This window comes from Haliea atlantica (genome assembly GCF_054779855.1).
The window spans coordinates 1-17,323 of record NZ_BAAGXL010000021.1; the positions used below are offsets into that span (position 1 = coordinate 1).

Below are 17,323 nucleotides of genomic sequence, written 5' to 3' on the forward strand. Positions count from 1 at the left end.
GCAAACACGGGGGCTTCGGAGGTTTTTGCAGTATTTGGAGGCAAAATCCCTAGGACCCCTCGTTAGGCAGCAAATCGTCTCGTAAGCTTGAGTAGCGGAAGGCTTGAGGCTTGGATGCTAAAGCCCGAATCACATGTTTGTAATCAATGCGGTGTGCACGCTGCTCGCCCGGTTTTGGATAAACACGCGGCAAAGTGAGCGCGTAGGTTTGTCCGACATAGAGCATGAGCTTGTCGTGGTGCAAGCGTAGTTGCAGACGCTCGCCGACGAGTCGTGAGGGTACTGAGTAAACCACCCGCCGAACCTCAATCGTAGCAGAGCGAGTGACCCGAACTGACAAAACTTGATAGTCAACAGAAGGTTGATCTGGCAGTGGACTCAGTGCAGCTTGTTCATCGGCAAACCGCGAACGAACCCGCTGATTGAGCTTGGCTACAGTTTTGTCGATCCAGTATTGGTACGCCGCAATGCACTCGAAATCGTGATTGCCACGCAGCTTAAACTGTTGTGACAAGCGATGTTTCAACGAACCGTTGGCGCATTCTACAACACCGTTTTCATGCGACTGGCCAGGGTTATTGCGGGTGGGCTGCATACGATAATGATCACACAAATCGCGGTATGCATCTGTCCATATATTCTGGGTATTGTTGCGTGCTGCACTGAGGCTGTCGGTGCGATGCTCAACCGGGCTGCCGCCTGCTTGTTGCAGTGCGCGCTGTAAACCACAGGCTAACGCTGCGTAGCTTTCGCCGCCTTGTACAATTGTGACTGAGCGCCAGCCGCTATAAGCAAGACGAAACTGGTAGAGCAAGTGGGGAAAGGCCTGACCCGCAAGGGTAACCGCGTCATCGGGGTGGGTGAAATCGGAAAACCCTTGCTGCCCTATCACCGCTTGCTGGCGAAACATCACCTCTTTGTCGGGGCCGGACAGCGCACGCCATTGCTTTACCCGTCGCTGCAACGTTCTCAATACACGTTGATCGTAGTGCTCGGGGTAGTGCTCTTGCAAATACCCCAACAGCGTCAGTCCAGTAAGGCTCGGCTCGCGTTCGAGTAACACCACAAGCTCACGCTCCCAGACCGCCTCCAGCGGATCTTCGCGGGTGCGCCAATGGCGCTCAGGTGGATGGTGGATTGGGTCTTTCTCGATTCTACGGCCTGAACGGACGGAAATATTTGCCTTCGCGGCTGCAGTTTCTTGGGTGATACCACGTTGTCGATGCTGCATGTACAGCTCCTCTTGTCGTTGGGTGATATGTAATCCCGGCACGCTGTTCTCCAAGGGAAAATCAAAGTACCGAACGTTACACCCAACCGGCCAAGATAGTTGTCGTCAACCGGTCATCCTAATTGTCGCCGAACAGCAATCCCAATCCCAATCCCAGTGGCAGGTTAGTGGTATGAAAATTCTAACTTAGCGTGAGGTCGGAATCATAACTTTAGGAAGTTTGACAGGCGCCAAACTGGCATGCTAGCATTTGTAAGAGCTTAAGCAGATGTTGTTTTGAGTTAAATGAAGACGACGATAATTAATAATAGTGAGTGAGACGTGTATGGCAAAGGTAACTGAGCTTGGGTATATGGGTTTGAGTATTTCGGATGCTGATGCTTGGAAAAGTTATGCTACGAGTTGCCTTGGTATGGAGCTGCTGGAAAGCGAAGTTGCCGATACATTCTATCTAAGGATGGACTATTGACATCACCGTATAGAATTGCGTGTCGGTAGTGAGGATGACCTCGCCTATTTGGGTTGGAGAGTAGCTGGCGCAGCTGAGTTAAGTGCTATGGCGGTTAAGCTTTCAGAGGCGGGAATAGCCTATAAGGTAGGAAGTTCGGCTGAGGCCAAAGAGCGGCGTGTTCTGGGGTTGATTAAGACCCGGGATCCAGCGGGTGTTCCAACGGAAATATTTTACGGTCCACAGGTTGATGGTCATCTGCCGCTTTACCCTGGTCGTCGAATGCATAGTGGGTTTGTTACCGATGATATGGGGATGGGGCATGCGCTCGTAGCAAGTGACGATCCAATTGCGTCATATAAGTTCTATGAGCTTCTGGGCTTGAGTGGGTCAATCGAGTATCACTTGAAAACCCCTGATGGAGTGGCGAAGCCAATATTCATGCATTGCAATAATCGACAGCATTCTATTGCATTCGGAGTTCCAAGCCAAAAACTACTAAATCATTTCATGATCGAATACCGTTCTCTTGATGACTTAGGTATGGCCCATGACATTATTCGTACAAAGAAAATTGATGTTGCGCTTAATCTTGGAAAACATGCAAATGATCAGGCTTTAACTTTCTATTCGGCAACGCCTTCTGGATGGTTGATGGAGTTGGGGTGGGGTGGCGTGGTGGCGTCATCGCAGCAGCAATACCACGAGAATGATGTTTTTGGACACCAAATTGAGGCGTCCGGAATGGGATTGGATGTCGAACTTTAATTTTTAATCAAATAATAATATTTCTTATGTGATTAATGATAAATAGAATTTGGTGATAATAATGAAAGATTACATAATATATTACCTTTCCCCGCTGACAATATTGGTAAGTGTTGTTGGTCTGGTTTTAGGGGGAGGATATGTCTGGCTAGGATTAGCAACGTTACCTGCTTTAGCGTTGGGTGATGCAATTCTCCCCAGAGATTTAAGAACACGAAATATCAAAATAATGTGGCTAGCCTACGTTCCAGTAGTTATTACTTCGATACTGGCTGCATCCGCCTATTTTCTATTATCTATGCGAGTGGGTGAAGGTGGTTTAACGGCCTTTAATACAATTGGCGCTGTGATTTCTACAGGTTGGACAGCAACTATCGTAGGTATACCTGCTTTCCATGAAATGTTCCATCGCAGAGATTCTTTTTTAAGAAATTTTGGATTGTGTTTTCAGGTGTTCTATATGGATCCCACTCGGGACATAGCGCATGTGGTTGGGCATCATATTGATGTAGGGACCAATAAAGATGGTGATACTGCAAGGCGCGGTCAATATCAGTTTGCATGTCGTTAGAAAGTTAAGTTTTAGAGTGATTAATTAGTTGTGTTGAAACTTCACCCAGCTTGCGACTTTAATATTAAGTTATAAATTTGGTGTTACAAGTCGCTTTTTTATATCTAGAGTAAGATTTTATTATTGTTAATTAAACTTTACGTAACTAGGATTTATTATGGAAATCAATGCTGCAGTTGTGCGAGAAGCTGGTAAAGATTTTTCTATCGAAAGCCTCCAGATGGAGGAACCTAGAAAAAATGAGGTATTAGTAAGAATAGTTGGTGTTGGAATTTGCCATACTGATATTGTCGCGCGAGATCAGCAGCTCCCTATACCACTGCCAGCCGTTCTTGGGCACGAAGGGGCGGGTATTGTAGAAAAGGTTGGTAGTGAAGTGCGTTCTGTTAAGCCTGGTGACCATGTCGTTTTATCTTACTCGCATTGCGGGATTTGTCGAAGTTGTAGCAGAGATAATTACAGTTATTGTGAGAGCTTTGCACCTCTAAATATGTCGGGTGGACGTGCTGATGGTAGCTCCGCGTTGTCTTCTGGTGGGAAGAGGATATCGGGCCACTTTTTTGGCCAGTCTTCCTTTGCTAATTTTGCCTTAGCGTACGAGGATAATGTTGTAAAGGTTAGAAATGATGCACCCTTGGATCTCCTTGGTCCGCTGGGATGTGGCATCCAAACGGGTGCAGGTGCAATCATGCGAGCTTTTTCCTGTAAAGCAGGGTCATCGATAGTGATATCGGGTGGGGGGGCTGTGGGCTTGAGTGCGGTTTTGGGTGCCGTTGTCCAGGGCTGTAATCCAATCGTAATTATTGAACCACATCAGAATCGAAGGGATTTAGCACTAGAATTAGGCGCTACTCATGTTCTTGATCCGCTGGAAATAGAAAATCTCAGTGAAGCGTTGTTGGCGATAGCTGCCAGCGGCTTTGATTATGCGCTTGATACTAGTGGTATTCAGCCAGTTATTTCTAGCGTTTTTAATGCGATGGGGCTTAGTGGCACGCTAGGTCTGGTGGGAATGCCGAAGCCTGAAGCCAGTGCGGCCAGCTTTGATATTCTTACGATGATATTAAAAGGTATAAAAGTGAAAGGGATTTGTGAGGGCGATGCAGATCCTCAGGAATTCATCCCTACATTAGTCGACTTATATTTAGATAATAAATTCCCGTTCGATAAGTTGTGTCAAAAATTTCCATTTGAAAAAATCAACGAAGCTGTTGCCGCCCAGCATGGTGGTAAATGTATAAAGGCAATTTGTTTGATTTAGGAATGGGTTTGTGTATGACAAATTATATAGAAAGTGTCGGCGATGAACTGTACGCAGCCCTTAAGGGCGGTAAGGCAGTACCTCCTATAACAGACCGCTATCCGGAAGTAAGTATAGATGACGCCTATAAAATTTCGCTCCATTTGCTTAGAAAGCGTGAACTAGACGGAGAGCGGGTCATAGGAAAAAAGATTGGCGTTACCAGTCAAGCAGTTCAAGATATGTTGAATGTTGCACAACCAGATTTTGGCTTTCTAACTAACCAAATGCAGTGTGAAACTGAAGCGCGAATATCAAATATGATTGCTCCGCGCGCGGAAGGTGAGATCGCATTTGTATTGAAAAGTGACTTGGTAGGACCGGGGATCAATGAAACAGATGTTCTTAATGCAACGGCGTGGGTAATGCCGTGCTTTGAGATTGTTGATTCCAGAATTCATAACTGGAAAATAAAGATTCAAGACACTATAGCCGATAACGCCTCATGTGGGCTGTTTGCCGTCAATCAGAAGTGCCGGATTGATCCTAGGGAAGTAGATCTTGTGAATTGCAATATGCGCGTTTACAAAAATGGCAACGCCATTAGTGAGGGGCGCGGGATAGAGGCAATGGGCAATCCTTTAACATGTGTTGCGTGGCTTGCAAATACTTTAGGAGAGTACGGAATCAGTCTTTATCAAGGCGATATTATTCTGTCTGGGTCGCTAGTCCCTCTCGAGCCGGTTTCAGTTGGTGATCAAATGTCGCTAGAGATTAGCGGTATTGGTGGGTTGAGCTTGAATTTTGTTAGCTGAAATTTCCCAGAATATCTATGTTAAGTGTGAATTGCATGCTATTGATTAATATTGAATTGGAAAATAAAAATGGATAAATGGCAAAACATTAATATGTGGTGCGAGGCGGCTAAATCAATAGACTGGTTTAAGGAACCATCGATTACGCTTGACGAGAGTCAAGCGCCGCTCTATCAATGGTTTAGTGATGGTGAATGTAATACCTGCTACAACAGTTTAGATAGGCACGTTCATGATGGTCGTGGTGAACAAACGGCTATTATCTACGACAGTCCGGTTACGGATACCATTGAGTATATATCGTACAGCACACTATTAAATAGAGTTAGTCGATTTGCCGGTGCGCTTAAGGAGCTGGGGGTTGGCAAGGGAGACCGAGTTATAATATATATGCCTATGGTTCCTGAGGCAGCAGTTGCAATGCAGGCTTGCGCAAGAATCGGTGCGATTCATTCGGTAGTCTTCGGTGGATTTGCTGCTAATGAGCTTGCTTCACGAATTGATGATTGCCTGCCAAAACTTGTGATTTCGGCTTCTTGTGGTATTGAGCCTAACCGATTTGTTGCGTACAAGCCTCTGCTTGATGAGGCGATACAACGCGCTACGCATAAACCTGAGCATTGCATAATTTTACAGCGGCCACAGTTAGAGGCGGTGATGATAGAGCATCGAGATCTCAACTGGAGTGACGTAGAGGAAACCGGTGATTTATGCGATTGTGTACCGCTCAAGTCTACTGATCCACTCTATATTATTTATACCTCTGGTACCACAGGAAATCCTAAGGGCGTAGTTAGAGATAATGGCGGCCATATGGTTGCGATGAACTGGAGTCTTGAAAATATCTATGGAATTAATCCAGGTGACGTGTTTTGGGCAGCTTCTGATATAGGTTGGGTGGTGGGGCATTCATACATTGTGTATGGGCCACTCATTCGCGGCGCCACTGCATTGATGTTTGAAGGTAAGCCAGTTGGAACGCCAGATGCCGCTACTTACTGGAGATTAATAGAGCGCCATAAAGTTAAGGCTATGTTTACAGCCCCAACTGCAATAAGGGCAATCAAACAGCAAGATCCTGCTGGAGAGGGGCCTCAGAATTTCAATCTTTCGAGTCTTAAACACTTATTTTTGGCTGGCGAGCGTGCAGATTCAGACACTATACAGTGGGCCGAGAAGCAACTAGATATTCCTGTTATAGACCACTGGTGGCAAACAGAATTAGGTTGGCCTGCAGTCGCAAATTGCATTGGTATTGAGTTATTGCCAGTAAAGTACGGGTCTTCTGGTAAGCCCGTGCCAGGTTTTGATGTGGTGGTGTTGGCTGAGGACGGTAGCGAAGCTGAGCGCGGAGGAATGGGATCACTTGCCATTCGATTGCCCTTACCGCCTGGAACATTGCCGAGCTTATGGAAAAATGACACTGGCTTTATCGATAAATATCTCTCTGAATACCCAGGTTACTACAGTGCTGGCGATGCGGGATATATAGACAAAGACGGTTACGTTTACATTATGAGTCGTACCGATGATGTTATCAACGTAGCTGGTCATCGCTTATCGACTGGTCAGATGGAAGAAGTAATTTCTAAACATCCAGATGTTGCAGAATGCGCAGTGTTTGGAATTAAGGATGAAATGAAAGGGCAGATACCGTTAGGATTGCTAGTTCTAAATTCAGGAACACTGCGAGCGGATAATGATATTGTTGCTGAAGTTGTTTCTAGAATTCGCGATGAAATAGGGCCAGTAGCATTCTTCAAAAGAGCAATTGTTGTAAAGCGGTTGCCAAAAACGCGGTCAGGTAAAATACTCCGCGCAACGTTACAAAGAATTGCAGATAAAGAAGAGTTTAATGTACCTGCGACAATTGATGATCCGGTTATTCTCGATGAAATTGCGTTATTAATTGGATAAATTAGTTACGTGATTCATAGAGACCGTTTCAATCTTGTTAGCTCCGGCTTTATTTTGGAATTGGCATTTCGTATACGCTTATCAGATCGATGACCATCACCGTAAGGCTTGATATGTATGTTCTACATATATATCAAGAGTCACTAGTTTGTTTGTGAAGGCACATCGACACAGTCAGCTTTGCTGAAATTCTTTTTCTATGTAGCCATATGATAGTGAAAGGATGTACATGAATTACATGTGTAGGAGTTTACTCCTCAGTTTAAAACTGAAGAGTAAAGCCATCGCGATATTGATAGATGATTACCTTGATGGGATGTTGTGGAGTGCCTGCCCATGGAATATGCAGAATAGACATATTCCATGCTCGTACAGAAATGTTCTACGTTATTCAGCATTGTGGTTAGACGATAACGCAGTTAGGAATTTCAGCTACATTTTGTAATAAGTTGGTTAAACTTTTTCTAGGATTACTTGTAACTCCTAGTAGCTAAGCATGGTACTTTCTCAAGCCATGCTTAAAGCTTCAGACTCGTCCATATATTGATGATTACGTGTTTGTGGTGCGATGTCAGAAATTTCCTTTATCATGTTCTCTGGTCAAAAAGTGGCATATATGGGGCATTGGGAATGGATTACAAAACGTTAGTTTTCATCGACACCAACGTGGTATTGGAGTGTCTTGATCTGAGACAGCTCCCTTGGTTTGAAATTGACAAGTCAGGTCCAGTCCTAGTCATGTTGACTCCCACCGTTTTACGTGAGGTGGATAGCAAGAAAAATGATGGGCGCCTAGGTAATCATGCTCGTCGATTCAACAATCTTCTTCGTCCGCTTTTGGGCTTGGAAGAGGTTACGACAGTAAGATCTTCTCCGTTTCCAAGGGTTGATGTTGCACTCGCTAGATGTTCTGCGATCAGCTGGCACGATTTTCCCGAACTCGACCAATCTGAGGCTGATGCACGTATCATTGCCGAGATTTTACACACCGAGGCGGCTGAGCCTGTTCGAAAAGTATTTGTCAGTCAGGATATACGGCCGTTGGATTTAGCGCGACGGCATGGTGTCGAAATTTATCATATCGGTGAAAATTGGCTGCGTCCAAAGGAGATAACAACTGCTGAACGTAAGGTGGCTGCTCTTGAAAAGGAAATAGCTGCACTAAAAATAAGTCAGCCTGAATTGCTATTGGAATGGAGTTATGCAGACTCTTCTGTTGATGTACTTCGCGTTAATAGCCTTTCTGACAGTGAGCAGGATGCGATTTTAGATCGGATTAGAAAACAAAGCCCAAGGCAGGAACAGCAGAATGGATATAGCACCCGAATTATTGGTGACTTTAACTATGACTACACATTAGATGACCGATACGACGAATGGTTAGACCATCAGTTGCCGCGCTTTGTTAATCAGTTAGATAAGAAAATGGAGCTTCTCTACAATCAAGTTGAGATTTCCATTATTTTGAGAAATGTGGGCCAAGTGCAAGTGGACTGCCCCGGCAATTGATTGGACACCTTTGATTGCTTATTTTGTTGCAATTGGAGGTGAGGATGAAGAAGTACAAACGCTGGAACAGCAAGCGGAAGGCGGAAGTTGCTGTAGCCTTGCTGAAGGGTGAGCCACTCGAGGAGGTGAGCCGGGCGACAGGCCAGCCTGCTCATGTGCTGACAGCCTGGAAGGAAGCATTTCTTGAGGGCGGTGCGGCAGCTTTCCAGGAGGGTGAATCGGCCAAGGAGCGGCAGCTGGAGGCCGAGAATCGCCAACTCAAGGCCAAGGTCGGTGAGCTGGTCATGGATAGTGACCTGCTCTACGAGAAGATCGCTCGCCTGGAGAATGGCGTCCCTTTTCACTTGAGGAAGTCGAAGCGTTGAGCGAGGCCAGCTCGATTTCCACGAAGCGTCGCTATGGATGGTCTCGTGTATGCAGGGTTTGGAGTCTGCCGCGGTCAACGGCTTATGATTGGCGCCGTCGCCGTGCACAGAGTGGTCGTGCCGTTTCCCGTAGGGGCTGTAAGCCCATCGTGTCGGACGAGGTACTGCTGAGTGCCATCCGCGCAATTCTGGCAGAGGCGCCGAGAACGACGTTCTATGGAGAGGGTTACCGCAAGGTGTGGGCGCGACTGCGCTTCCGAGGTATCCGGGCCGACAAGGAGCGTGTCCGCCGTCTGATGGGCGAGCACAATTTATTGGCACCAACCCGCACGGGGCGCCCTCGCGGCCCGCGATCGCATGATGGGACGATTATCCCAATCGCTCCGAACGTGATGTGGGGGACTGACGCCACGGCAGCCTGGACGCTGGAGCAGGGGCAAGTCACGGTCTTCGCGACCGTGGACCATTACACGGGAGAATGCCTTGGCATTCATGCCGCCAAGTATGGTTCCAGGCACGAAGCTCTGGAGCCCATCCGGCAGGCAGTGAAGCGAATCTACGGCACCTACGAGAACCAGGTGGCGACAGGCCTGCTTCTGCGTCACGACCACGGCAGTCAGTTTGTGAGTCGTGATTATCAGCGGGAGATTGAGTTTCTCGGCATCACCTCGTCGCCGAGCTTTGTCAGAAGCCCGGAGGGCAATGGCGTGATCGAGCGCTTCTTCCGGACGCTCAAGGAGCAACTACTGTGGCTGCGAGAGTTCAGGGACGCTGAGGCACTCCGAGCTGCGCTGTACGCTTTCCGGGACCGTTACAATGCGAACTGGATCCTGCAGCGACACGGCTACCGCACGCCTGATCAGGTGCGCGGAGAGTGGGAGCGGAAGCTGAAAATGGCTTCCTAAATGGGTGTCCGATCAATTGCGGGCGGTACACAAGCCGAATCGTTGCTTATAGAACTTACTGCCACCGGTGGGTGGATGAATAGTAAACTTATTCTGGTAGCTCCTACGGGCCCGTCGGCTCCACGCCCCCGGCCACTTAACATGTTTGGGCCAGATTTCCATTCAAATATTCCCAGAGTAAATTCTCCACCTGGGAAGCACGAGGTAGTCGTCGAGGATGAAGTGAAGCGCTCCTGTTATGTGCGAATCGGCTGCGAGGATTTCAGGCACGGTTCAGAATATGAATATAAATTTGTAGCTTGGTTGGATCCTTGGATCGAAGCACCTTTTAGGGTTGATGCGGTACTCACCGCTGCTAATCTTCGAGGGGAGAGCAGTTCTAGTCTTATCTTGCAAAAATGCGCAAATCTCGTGACCCTTGATGATTTGATCGATTTGGATGAGCTGAAATATCGCAAGCTGTTGATTTGCATCCAAAATTGACCCACTAACCCCCCGGAATTGCATCGAATTTTGACCCACGTATAACTCTTCCCTGTTGAGTCTTCAGCAGGGGTGAAACGGAGTGATAGACGTGGCTTTAGTCAGTGTAATTCGGCGTTGGCACCTGCGAGACCAGGTGCCAATAAGAGAGATCGCCCGCCGCACCGGGTTGTCCAGAAACACGGTACGCAAGTACCTCGCCAGCGGCACCCTGGAGCCGGCTTACCCGTCGCGCAGGTCGCCGAGCAAGCTGGATGATTACGAAGATACCCTAACCAACTGGTTATTCCGGGAGTCGCGCCGGCACCGCAAGCAGCGGCGTACCATCAAGCAGCTATATCGGGATCTGCTCACCCTCGGCTACACCGGCTCATACGACCGGGTGGCCGCCTTTGCACGGCAATGGCGCCAGGAACAGCAGGATGCCCGGTTGCTAGCGACCAAGCAGGCCTACGTTCCCCTCCAGTTCTCTCCCGGAGAAGCGTTCCAGTTCGACTGGAGTGAAGACTGGGTCAAGATCAGCGGCGTTAACACCAAATTGCAGATTGCGCACTTCAAGCTCAGCTACAGCCGGGCCTTCTTCCTCCGCGCCTACCTGACGCAGTCACACGAGATGCTCTTTGACGCCCACTACCACGCATTTGTCGCCTTCGGCGGGATACCGGAGCGGGGTATCTACGACAATATGAAGACTGCCGTGGACAAGGTGGGCCGCGGTAAACAACGGCAGATCAACAAGCGCTTTTATGCCATGGTGGGCCATTACTTGTTCGAACCGGAGTTCTGCAACCCGGCCTCCGGTTGGGAAAAGGGCCAGGTCGAGAAAGCCGTTCTCGATGCCCGCCATGGTCTGTGGTACGACACCCCTCCGTTCGGCAGTCTCCAGGACCTGAACAACTGGCTGCAGCAGCGCTGCCGAGAACTCTGGCAGGAAACCGCGCACCCCATCCTCAAGTCACGTTCGCTCGCTGAATGCTGGGCAGATGAGCAGTCCGAACTGATGCCGGTGCCGTCGGCCTTTGATGGCTTCACCGAATATGCCAAACGCATCTCATCGACTTGCCTGATGACCTTCGAGCACAACCGTTACAGCGTCCCGGCCAGCTTCGCCAATCGGGTAGTCAGCCTCAGGGTCTATCCGCAGCGGGTGGTCATTGTGGCTGAAGCCCAGATCGTTGCTGAGCACGAGCGTGTGTTCAACCGGGATAAAAGCTCTCCGGGGCAAACCGTCTTCGACTGGCGCCACTACCTGTCTGTGGCGCAGCGCAAACCAGGATCACTGCGCAATGGCGCGCCCTTCCTGGAACTCCCAGAGTGCTTCCGGCAGCTGCGAACCCGCCTGATCAAGCGGCCCGGTGGTGACCGGGAAATCGTCGACATCCTTGCCCTGGTCTTGCTCCACGATGAGCACCTTGTAGAGCAGGCGGTGATCCTGGCACTGGAAGCTGGCGAACCCTCCAAGCAGCACGTACTGAACTGCCTGAGCCGGTTGGAAGCGCCGGAGCGCCCGAAGGCATTAACCCCGCCGCCGGCACTCAAGCTGATAACTGAGCCGACCGCTGATACCGCCCGCTACGACCAACTAAGGAGTGTAAGCCATGAATCCTGACGCAATGATCAGCACCCTGAAAACGCTCAAGCTCCACGGTATGGCCGATGCCATCGGTACACTGGCTGAGCAATCTTCGCCGGCATACCATCAGGCCATCCCTGTGTTGGAGATGCTGCTCAAGGCAGAGTCGTCAGAGCGCGATGTCCGCTCGATCAATTACCAGATGAAAGTGGCCAGGTTCCCGGCGTACCGTGACCTTACCGGCTTCGACTTTGCTCAATCCCCCGCCGATGAAGCACTGGTGAAGTCACTCCACCGCTGCCAGTTCCTGGAAGACGCGCAGAACGTGGTACTGGTCGGCGGTCCCGGCACTGGTAAGACGCATCTGGCGACAGCCATCGGAGTACAGGCCATCCAGCACCATCGGCAACGAGTACGGTTCCTATCGACGATCGAACTGGTCAATGCGCTGGAGCAGGAGCAGGCCGCGAACCAGCAAGGGCGCATTGCCAATCGACTGACACATACCGATCTGGTGATCCTGGATGAACTGGGGTATCTGCCCTTTAGCCAGGCAGGTGGCGCTTTGCTGTTCCACCTGATCAGCAAACTCTACGAACGTACCAGCATCATCATAACCACCAACCTCAGCTTCGCAGAATGGTCTGCCGTGTTCGGTGACGAGAAAATGACGACAGCCTTGCTGGATCGGCTTACTCATCACTGCCATATCTTGGAAACGGGAAACGACAGCTATCGGTTAAAACACTCCACGACACAGGAGCGTGGAGACAGAGGCAGGAAACTGAAATCTACGCCATAATCTGGCGTTCGGGGTGGGTCAACATTAGATGCAAATCCCGGGTCAGTTTTAAGTGCAAATCAACAGTCCGGTCTTAACTGAGATCGGGTTACCTGTCCTTGCGTAGCTTGTTCGATGGGTAAAACGAATTCAGCGGGAACACGCCCTGATTTATTCAACCAAAACCAGACGTTTTGCTGTTTTGAGTTGATGGCTCTTGCTAATGCTGATTGCCCGCCGACCAAGTCAATGGCACGGCGGAGATGTTTTTGTGTCGTTTTGAACACTTCCATACCGTCTCCTGTTACAATAATAACTGTTACAAGATTGAATGTTACAGTTTTAACTGTAGATAAGTCAACAGTTAAAATTGTTGAAAGACTACAGTTTTATTTGTAGAATGCGGGCTTATGAAAACTTTATCCGAACGACTAAACCATGCCTTGCAGCTTACTGGGGTAACTCAGTCTGAGTTGGCTCGTCGCATTGGTATCAAACAGCAGTCGATCAGCCAGATTTGCTCTGGTAAATCGGCTAGGTCTCGTTACACCATGCAGATCGCGGAGGCGCTTCGCGTGAATGCTCATTGGCTCGCCACAGGTGATGGCGAGATTGGCTTGGGGGTCGGTAATGTAGAAGTCGGACCTGATATTAAGGGAAGAATTCCTCTCATTAACTGGGTTCAGGCCGGTGATTGGACTGAAATAGCGGAGGGATTTGCCCATGAAGATGCTGAGGAGTGGCGTGAAGTCACTGGGAAAGCACATGAGGGTTGTTTCGCACTTCGCGTAAAAGGCGACAGTATGGAAAATCCAAGCGGAAAAAAATCCATACCTGAGGGGGCAGTGATCGTTGTTGATCCTGAGTTACCGTACTCTTCAGGTTCATTGGTTGTTGCGCGTTTGGATGATTCGAAAGAAGCAACCTTTAAGCAGTTAGTTATTGATGGTGAACAGAAGTACCTAAAACCTTTGAACCCGCAATACCCTGCAATACCGATCAACGGCAACTGCACCATCATCGGTGTAGTACGACAAGCTATCATCGATTTCTGGTAGCGAAGGAATTTGTGGTTTAGCCACAGTTGTTCATGAGCTGAAGAAGCAACGATTGCAAACAGCTACAACTGAGCATTGGCGCACGCTGAGAGTAAATGGTAACCGATTAGATAACCATTGATTGTTTATAAAGTCAAGATCAGCGAAAATAGCGGCCAATTACGATTAACACGACGGATTTGACAAGCGAAGAACTGAAAAGAGAGTACTTCCAAAAGTGTGTACAAATCCGTGTACAAACTAAAAGAATTTATACATGGCAAACCAAGATTTTCTTAATGAAATCAATAAGCGAAGGACCTTTGCTATCATCTCACACCCGGACGCGGGCAAGACGACGATTACGGAAAAGCTGCTGCTACTCGGGCAGGCGATCCAGGTCGCCGGCAGTGTGAAGGGCAAGCGTGGCCCCCATGCCACCTCGGACTGGATGAGCATGGAGCAGGAGCGGGGTATCTCGGTGACCTCCTCGGTCATGCAGTTTCCCTGGAACGAGCGGGTAGTCAACCTGCTGGATACCCCCGGCCACGAGGACTTCTCCGAGGATACCTACCGCACGCTGACCGCGGTGGACTCGGCACTGATGGTGATCGACGGCGCCAAGGGCGTGGAGGACCGCACCATCAAGCTGATGAACGTCTGCCGCCTGCGGGACACGCCCATCTTCAGCTTCGTCAACAAGCTCGACCGGGATATCCGCGACCCCATCGAGCTGCTGGACGAGATCGAGGAGGTCCTGGACATCCAGGGCGCACCGATCAACTGGCCCATCGGCATGGGGCGCCATCTCAAGGGCGTCTACAACCTGTATACCGATACCATCCACTGCTACACGCCGGGGCAGGGCAGCGTGCTGCCGGAGGACCGTCGCATCCAGGGCCTGGACAGCGACGAGGCCCGGGCCCTGCTGGATGACGAGTACGAGGATTTCCTGGAGGAAATCGAGCTGGTGCGCGGTGCCAGTCATACCTTTGACCTGGAGGATTTTCTGGCGGGTCGCCTGAGCCCGGTGTTTTTCGGCACGGCGCTTGGAAACTTTGGCGTGCGGGAGATGCTCAACGACTTCGTCGAGTGGGCCCCGGCGCCCCTGGGCCGGGAAGCGGCCCAGCGTCAGGTGAACGCTGCGGAAACCGCCTTCAGCGGCTTTGTTTTCAAGATCCAGGCCAACATGGACCCGAAGCATCGCGATCGCATTGCTTTCCTGCGCATCTGCTCGGGCCGCTACGATAAAGGCATGAAGATGCGCCATGTGCGCATCGGCAAGGACGTGCGTATCGCCGACGCGGTGAACTTCAAGGCGGGGGACAGGGCCCTGGTGGAAGAGGCTTTTGCCGGTGACATCATCGGCCTGCACAACCACGGCACCATCCAGATTGGCGATACCTTCACCGAGGGCGAGGAGCTGCAGTTTACCGGCATTCCCCACTTCGCCCCGGAGCTGTTCCGGCGTATCCGGCTGCGCGACCCGATGAAGTCCAAGCAGTTGCAGCGCGGCCTGCAGCAGCTCTCGGAGGAGGGTTCCACCCAGGTGTTCGCGCCGCTGAACTCCTCCGAGCTGATTGTCGGCGCGGTGGGGCAGCTGCAGTTTGATGTGGTGGCCTATCGCCTGAAGGACGAGTACAAGGTGGAGGCCCTGTACGAACCGGTGAGTGTCTACACCGCGCGCTGGGTCGACTGCGAGGATCCGCGCAAGCTGGAGGAGTTCCGCAGGAAGGCCGCGGATCAGCTGTCCATCGACGGCGGTGGCCACCTGACCTACCTGGCGCCCACTCGCGTCAATCTGGCACTGATGGAGGAGCGCTGGCCGGATATCCGCTTCCGTGCCACCCGCGAGCACTGAAGCCGGAGCTTCGCGCTCGCAGCATCCGTTTCCGACCGTGCGCCCAGGGAAGGCCTAAGCCGTCAGCAGCGCCTCGATGTCAGTGGCGATATCTTCCGGCTTGGTGGTGGGGGCATAGCGCTTTACCACCTCGCCGTCGCGATCGACCAGGAATTTGGTGAAGTTCCACTTGATGCCCTCCAGGCCGAGAGCGCCGGGTGCCGCCTTCTTCAGGTGGCGAAACAGCGGGTCGGCATCGCCGCCGTTGACCGCGATCTTGCCGAACATGGGGAAGCTGACGCCGTAGTTGAGCTGGCAGAACTCCTGGATTTCCGCATTGCTGCCCGGGTCCTGCTTGCCGAACTGATTGCAGGGGAAGCCCAGGATCACCAGGCCGCGCTCCCGGTATTGCTGGTAGAGCTGTTCCAGGCCGGCAAACTGCGGCGTGAAGCCGCACTTGGAGGCGGTGTTGACGATCAGCAATACCTTGCCGCGGTAATCCGCCAGGGACTGCTCGGCCCCCTGACCGGTCTTGCAGACGAAATCGTAAACAGCGCTCATGGTGCCTCCGGACTTGTTGTTATCGGCGACCCTGCCACACCCGGGTGGTGTGGCAGAGCTACTGCCTCGGGGTCAGGCGGGTTGCGGGGTGAGCTGCACCTGTTGCAACAGCAGCCCCAGCCGCTTGCGCTGCATCTTCAGTGAGTATTCCAGTTCCTGCAGGCGGGTGCGCAAGGCGGCGTGCTCCCACCGGTCCAGCAGCTGCTGTCGGCGTGCCTCGAGGGCATCCCCCAGTTCACTTTTCTTGCGGTCGTAGCGTTCGGCCTGCAGGGCCTTCCACTGATTGACCGACTCGGTGAACAGCTGGTACTCGCGTTCGAGGACACTGCGCAGGCCCTCATTGGCTTCCTGGGCCTCGAGGGCGCGCCGGGCGCGGGCAAACTGGGTGTCGAGGATGGCGCGCTGGATACGGAAATCGGGGACCCGCTGCAGCCGGCTCGCCAGCCCGACCCGGGCGCAGCCACTGATCAGCCACTTGGTGGGATCCCAGTGGTACCAGCGGATGCCGTTGCGGTAGTCGTTCTGAAACAGGTGGTGGTAGTTGTGGTAGCCCTCGCCGTAGGTGAGGAAGGCCAGCACGGGGTTGTCCCGGGCACTGTTCTCCTCGGTGTAGGGGCGCGAGCCCCAGAAGTGGGCGAGGGAGTTGATGAAGAAGGTGAAGTGGTGGTTGACCACCAGCCGCAGCAGGCCGACCAGCAGCACCGTGCCGATGATGTCGCCCAGCCACCAGCCCAGCAGCACCGGCAGGCCGAGGTTCATGACGGTCGTCAGCAGCACGTAGTGGCGGTGCTGGAACATCACCACGGGGTCGCGCTGCAGGTCGCGGGCGTTGCTGAAATCGTTGTCGCCACTCGGGTAGTTGCGCAGGATCCAGCCCATGTGGCTGAACCAGAGGCCGCGCCCGGCGGAATAGGGGTCGCGCTCATTGTCGTCCACGTGACGGTGGTGGCGGCGGTGGTCGGAAGCCCAGATCAGAATGCTGTTCTGCAGGGCACCGGCGCCCCAGAGGGCAAAGAACCACTTCAGGGCCGGGTGGGCATCGTAGGCATTGTGGGCCCACAGGCGGTGATAACCGGCGGTGATCGACAGGCCATTGAGATAGAGGAAAACCAGGGCCCACAGCCACTGGGCGCCGGAAAAGCCCTGGTAGAAGCCCCACAGGGGGACCAGGATCAGGGCGAGAATCGGGAAGCCGGCGAAGATCACCGCGTTAACCGGGATCAGGGGCGGCTTGCTAGCAGGGTTTGTCATGGGCGAGGTACAACTCTGGTTGAAAAAC

General features: G+C 51.7%; 16 protein-coding genes and 1 pseudogene. 13 read left to right on the forward strand and 4 right to left on the reverse strand.

Annotated elements, in window-relative coordinates; translation table 11 throughout:
- Positions 1 to 49: 49 nt before the first annotated feature.
- Positions 50 to 1,231, reverse strand: a complete 1,182-nt coding sequence (istA, locus tag ACYVGS_RS13935) for an IS21 family transposase (protein ID WP_460589286.1) — start codon at positions 1,229 to 1,231, stop codon at positions 50 to 52.
- 352 nt (positions 1,232 to 1,583) lie between these two features.
- On the opposite strand from istA (ACYVGS_RS13935), the gene ACYVGS_RS13940 reads away from it, so the two are divergent.
- The 11 genes and pseudogenes from ACYVGS_RS13940 (at position 1,584) to istB (ending at position 12,627) form a co-directional block, all read left to right on the forward strand.
- The gene (locus ACYVGS_RS13940; protein WP_460589326.1) at positions 1,584 to 1,700 is read left to right on the forward strand and encodes a hypothetical protein; all 117 of its coding nucleotides are present in this window, start codon (positions 1,584 to 1,586) and stop codon (positions 1,698 to 1,700) included.
- A gap of 87 nt (positions 1,701 to 1,787) precedes the next feature.
- Positions 1,788 to 2,447 carry a VOC family protein gene (locus ACYVGS_RS13945; protein ID WP_460589287.1) on the forward strand — a complete coding sequence of 220 codons (660 nt, stop codon included), beginning with the start codon at positions 1,788 to 1,790 and terminating at the stop codon, positions 2,445 to 2,447.
- Between the two features lie 61 nt (positions 2,448 to 2,508).
- Complete coding sequence (locus tag ACYVGS_RS13950; protein WP_460589288.1) at positions 2,509 to 3,018, forward strand: fatty acid desaturase family protein; 510 nt, start codon at positions 2,509 to 2,511, stop codon at positions 3,016 to 3,018.
- A gap of 157 nt (positions 3,019 to 3,175) precedes the next feature.
- Entirely contained in the window at positions 3,176 to 4,279 is a 1,104-nt protein-coding gene (locus ACYVGS_RS13955) for an NAD(P)-dependent alcohol dehydrogenase (RefSeq protein ID WP_460589289.1), read from the forward strand.
- A complete protein-coding gene (locus ACYVGS_RS13960) occupies positions 4,252 to 5,073 on the forward strand; it encodes an FAA hydrolase family protein (protein WP_460589290.1) in 822 nt (273 codons plus the stop codon). Before ACYVGS_RS13955 ends, ACYVGS_RS13960 begins: the two co-directional genes overlap by 28 nt.
- Before the next feature lie 69 nt (positions 5,074 to 5,142).
- A complete protein-coding gene (locus ACYVGS_RS13965; protein WP_460589291.1) occupies positions 5,143 to 6,990 on the forward strand; it encodes an acyl-CoA synthetase family protein in 1,848 nt (615 codons plus the stop codon).
- A 630-nt stretch (positions 6,991 to 7,620) separates the two neighbouring features.
- Positions 7,621 to 8,499 (forward strand): PIN domain-containing protein, encoded by an 879-nt coding sequence (locus ACYVGS_RS13970; protein ID WP_460589292.1) that lies wholly within the window; start codon positions 7,621 to 7,623, stop codon positions 8,497 to 8,499.
- Between the two features lie 44 nt (positions 8,500 to 8,543).
- Positions 8,544 to 9,769: pseudogene (locus ACYVGS_RS13975) on the forward strand (IS3 family transposase).
- A gap of 75 nt (positions 9,770 to 9,844) precedes the next feature.
- Positions 9,845 to 10,252: a hypothetical protein gene (locus ACYVGS_RS13980; protein ID WP_460589293.1), complete on the forward strand. Its 408-nt coding sequence runs from the start codon at positions 9,845 to 9,847 to the stop codon at positions 10,250 to 10,252.
- Positions 10,253 to 10,334: 82 nt separating this feature from the next.
- On the forward strand, positions 10,335 to 11,861 hold the full coding sequence (gene istA / locus ACYVGS_RS13985; protein ID WP_460589294.1) for an IS21 family transposase: 1,527 nt from the start codon (positions 10,335 to 10,337) through the stop codon (positions 11,859 to 11,861).
- Positions 11,851 to 12,627 (forward strand): ATP-binding protein, encoded by a 777-nt coding sequence (istB, locus tag ACYVGS_RS13990; protein ID WP_460589295.1) that lies wholly within the window; start codon positions 11,851 to 11,853, stop codon positions 12,625 to 12,627. Before istA (ACYVGS_RS13985) ends, istB begins: the two co-directional genes overlap by 11 nt.
- Positions 12,628 to 12,686: 59 nt before the next feature.
- Here istB and ACYVGS_RS13995 read toward each other — a convergent pair whose 3' ends face one another.
- Positions 12,687 to 12,899 carry a transcriptional regulator gene (locus ACYVGS_RS13995; RefSeq protein ID WP_460589296.1) on the reverse strand — a complete coding sequence of 71 codons (213 nt, stop codon included), beginning with the start codon at positions 12,897 to 12,899 and terminating at the stop codon, positions 12,687 to 12,689.
- Positions 12,900 to 13,016: 117 nt separating this feature from the next.
- Between ACYVGS_RS13995 and ACYVGS_RS14000 the strand changes: the two genes are divergently transcribed.
- On the forward strand, positions 13,017 to 13,664 hold the full coding sequence (locus ACYVGS_RS14000) for a LexA family protein (RefSeq protein WP_000854920.1): 648 nt from the start codon (positions 13,017 to 13,019) through the stop codon (positions 13,662 to 13,664).
- A 256-nt stretch (positions 13,665 to 13,920) separates the two neighbouring features.
- The gene (locus ACYVGS_RS14005) at positions 13,921 to 15,504 is read left to right on the forward strand and encodes a peptide chain release factor 3 (protein ID WP_460589297.1); all 1,584 of its coding nucleotides are present in this window, start codon (positions 13,921 to 13,923) and stop codon (positions 15,502 to 15,504) included.
- A gap of 54 nt (positions 15,505 to 15,558) precedes the next feature.
- Here ACYVGS_RS14005 and ACYVGS_RS14010 read toward each other — a convergent pair whose 3' ends face one another.
- Both ACYVGS_RS14010 and ACYVGS_RS14015 read right to left on the reverse strand, forming a co-directional pair.
- Positions 15,559 to 16,044, reverse strand: a complete 486-nt coding sequence (locus ACYVGS_RS14010; protein WP_460589298.1) for a glutathione peroxidase — start codon at positions 16,042 to 16,044, stop codon at positions 15,559 to 15,561.
- A 72-nt stretch (positions 16,045 to 16,116) separates the two neighbouring features.
- Positions 16,117 to 17,295 (reverse strand): fatty acid desaturase, encoded by a 1,179-nt coding sequence (locus tag ACYVGS_RS14015; protein ID WP_460589299.1) that lies wholly within the window; start codon positions 17,293 to 17,295, stop codon positions 16,117 to 16,119.
- Positions 17,296 to 17,323: the final 28 nt, after the last annotated feature.

Bases quoted from the DNA above. Each gene is read 5' to 3' on its own strand.
- istA (WP_460589286.1), bottom strand. From the start codon at position 1,231: ATGCAGCATCGACAACGTGGTATCACCCAAGAAACTGCAGCCGCGAAG.
- ACYVGS_RS13940 (WP_460589326.1), top strand. From the start codon at position 1,584: ATGGGTTTGAGTATTTCGGATGCTGATGCTTGGAAAAGTTATGCTACG.
- ACYVGS_RS13945 (WP_460589287.1), top strand. From the start codon at position 1,788: ATGGCGGTTAAGCTTTCAGAGGCGGGAATAGCCTATAAGGTAGGAAGT.
- ACYVGS_RS13950 (WP_460589288.1), top strand. From the start codon at position 2,509: ATGAAAGATTACATAATATATTACCTTTCCCCGCTGACAATATTGGTA.
- ACYVGS_RS13955 (WP_460589289.1), top strand. From the start codon at position 3,176: ATGGAAATCAATGCTGCAGTTGTGCGAGAAGCTGGTAAAGATTTTTCT.
- ACYVGS_RS13960 (WP_460589290.1), top strand. From the start codon at position 4,252: ATGTATAAAGGCAATTTGTTTGATTTAGGAATGGGTTTGTGTATGACA.
- ACYVGS_RS13965 (WP_460589291.1), top strand. From the start codon at position 5,143: ATGGATAAATGGCAAAACATTAATATGTGGTGCGAGGCGGCTAAATCA.
- ACYVGS_RS13970 (WP_460589292.1), top strand. From the start codon at position 7,621: ATGGATTACAAAACGTTAGTTTTCATCGACACCAACGTGGTATTGGAG.
- ACYVGS_RS13980 (WP_460589293.1), top strand. From the start codon at position 9,845: ATGAATAGTAAACTTATTCTGGTAGCTCCTACGGGCCCGTCGGCTCCA.
- istB (WP_460589295.1), top strand. From the start codon at position 11,851: ATGAATCCTGACGCAATGATCAGCACCCTGAAAACGCTCAAGCTCCAC.
- ACYVGS_RS13995 (WP_460589296.1), bottom strand. From the start codon at position 12,899: ATGGAAGTGTTCAAAACGACACAAAAACATCTCCGCCGTGCCATTGAC.
- ACYVGS_RS14000 (WP_000854920.1), top strand. From the start codon at position 13,017: ATGAAAACTTTATCCGAACGACTAAACCATGCCTTGCAGCTTACTGGG.
- ACYVGS_RS14005 (WP_460589297.1), top strand. From the start codon at position 13,921: ATGGCAAACCAAGATTTTCTTAATGAAATCAATAAGCGAAGGACCTTT.
- ACYVGS_RS14010 (WP_460589298.1), bottom strand. From the start codon at position 16,044: ATGAGCGCTGTTTACGATTTCGTCTGCAAGACCGGTCAGGGGGCCGAG.
- ACYVGS_RS14015 (WP_460589299.1), bottom strand. From the start codon at position 17,295: ATGACAAACCCTGCTAGCAAGCCGCCCCTGATCCCGGTTAACGCGGTG.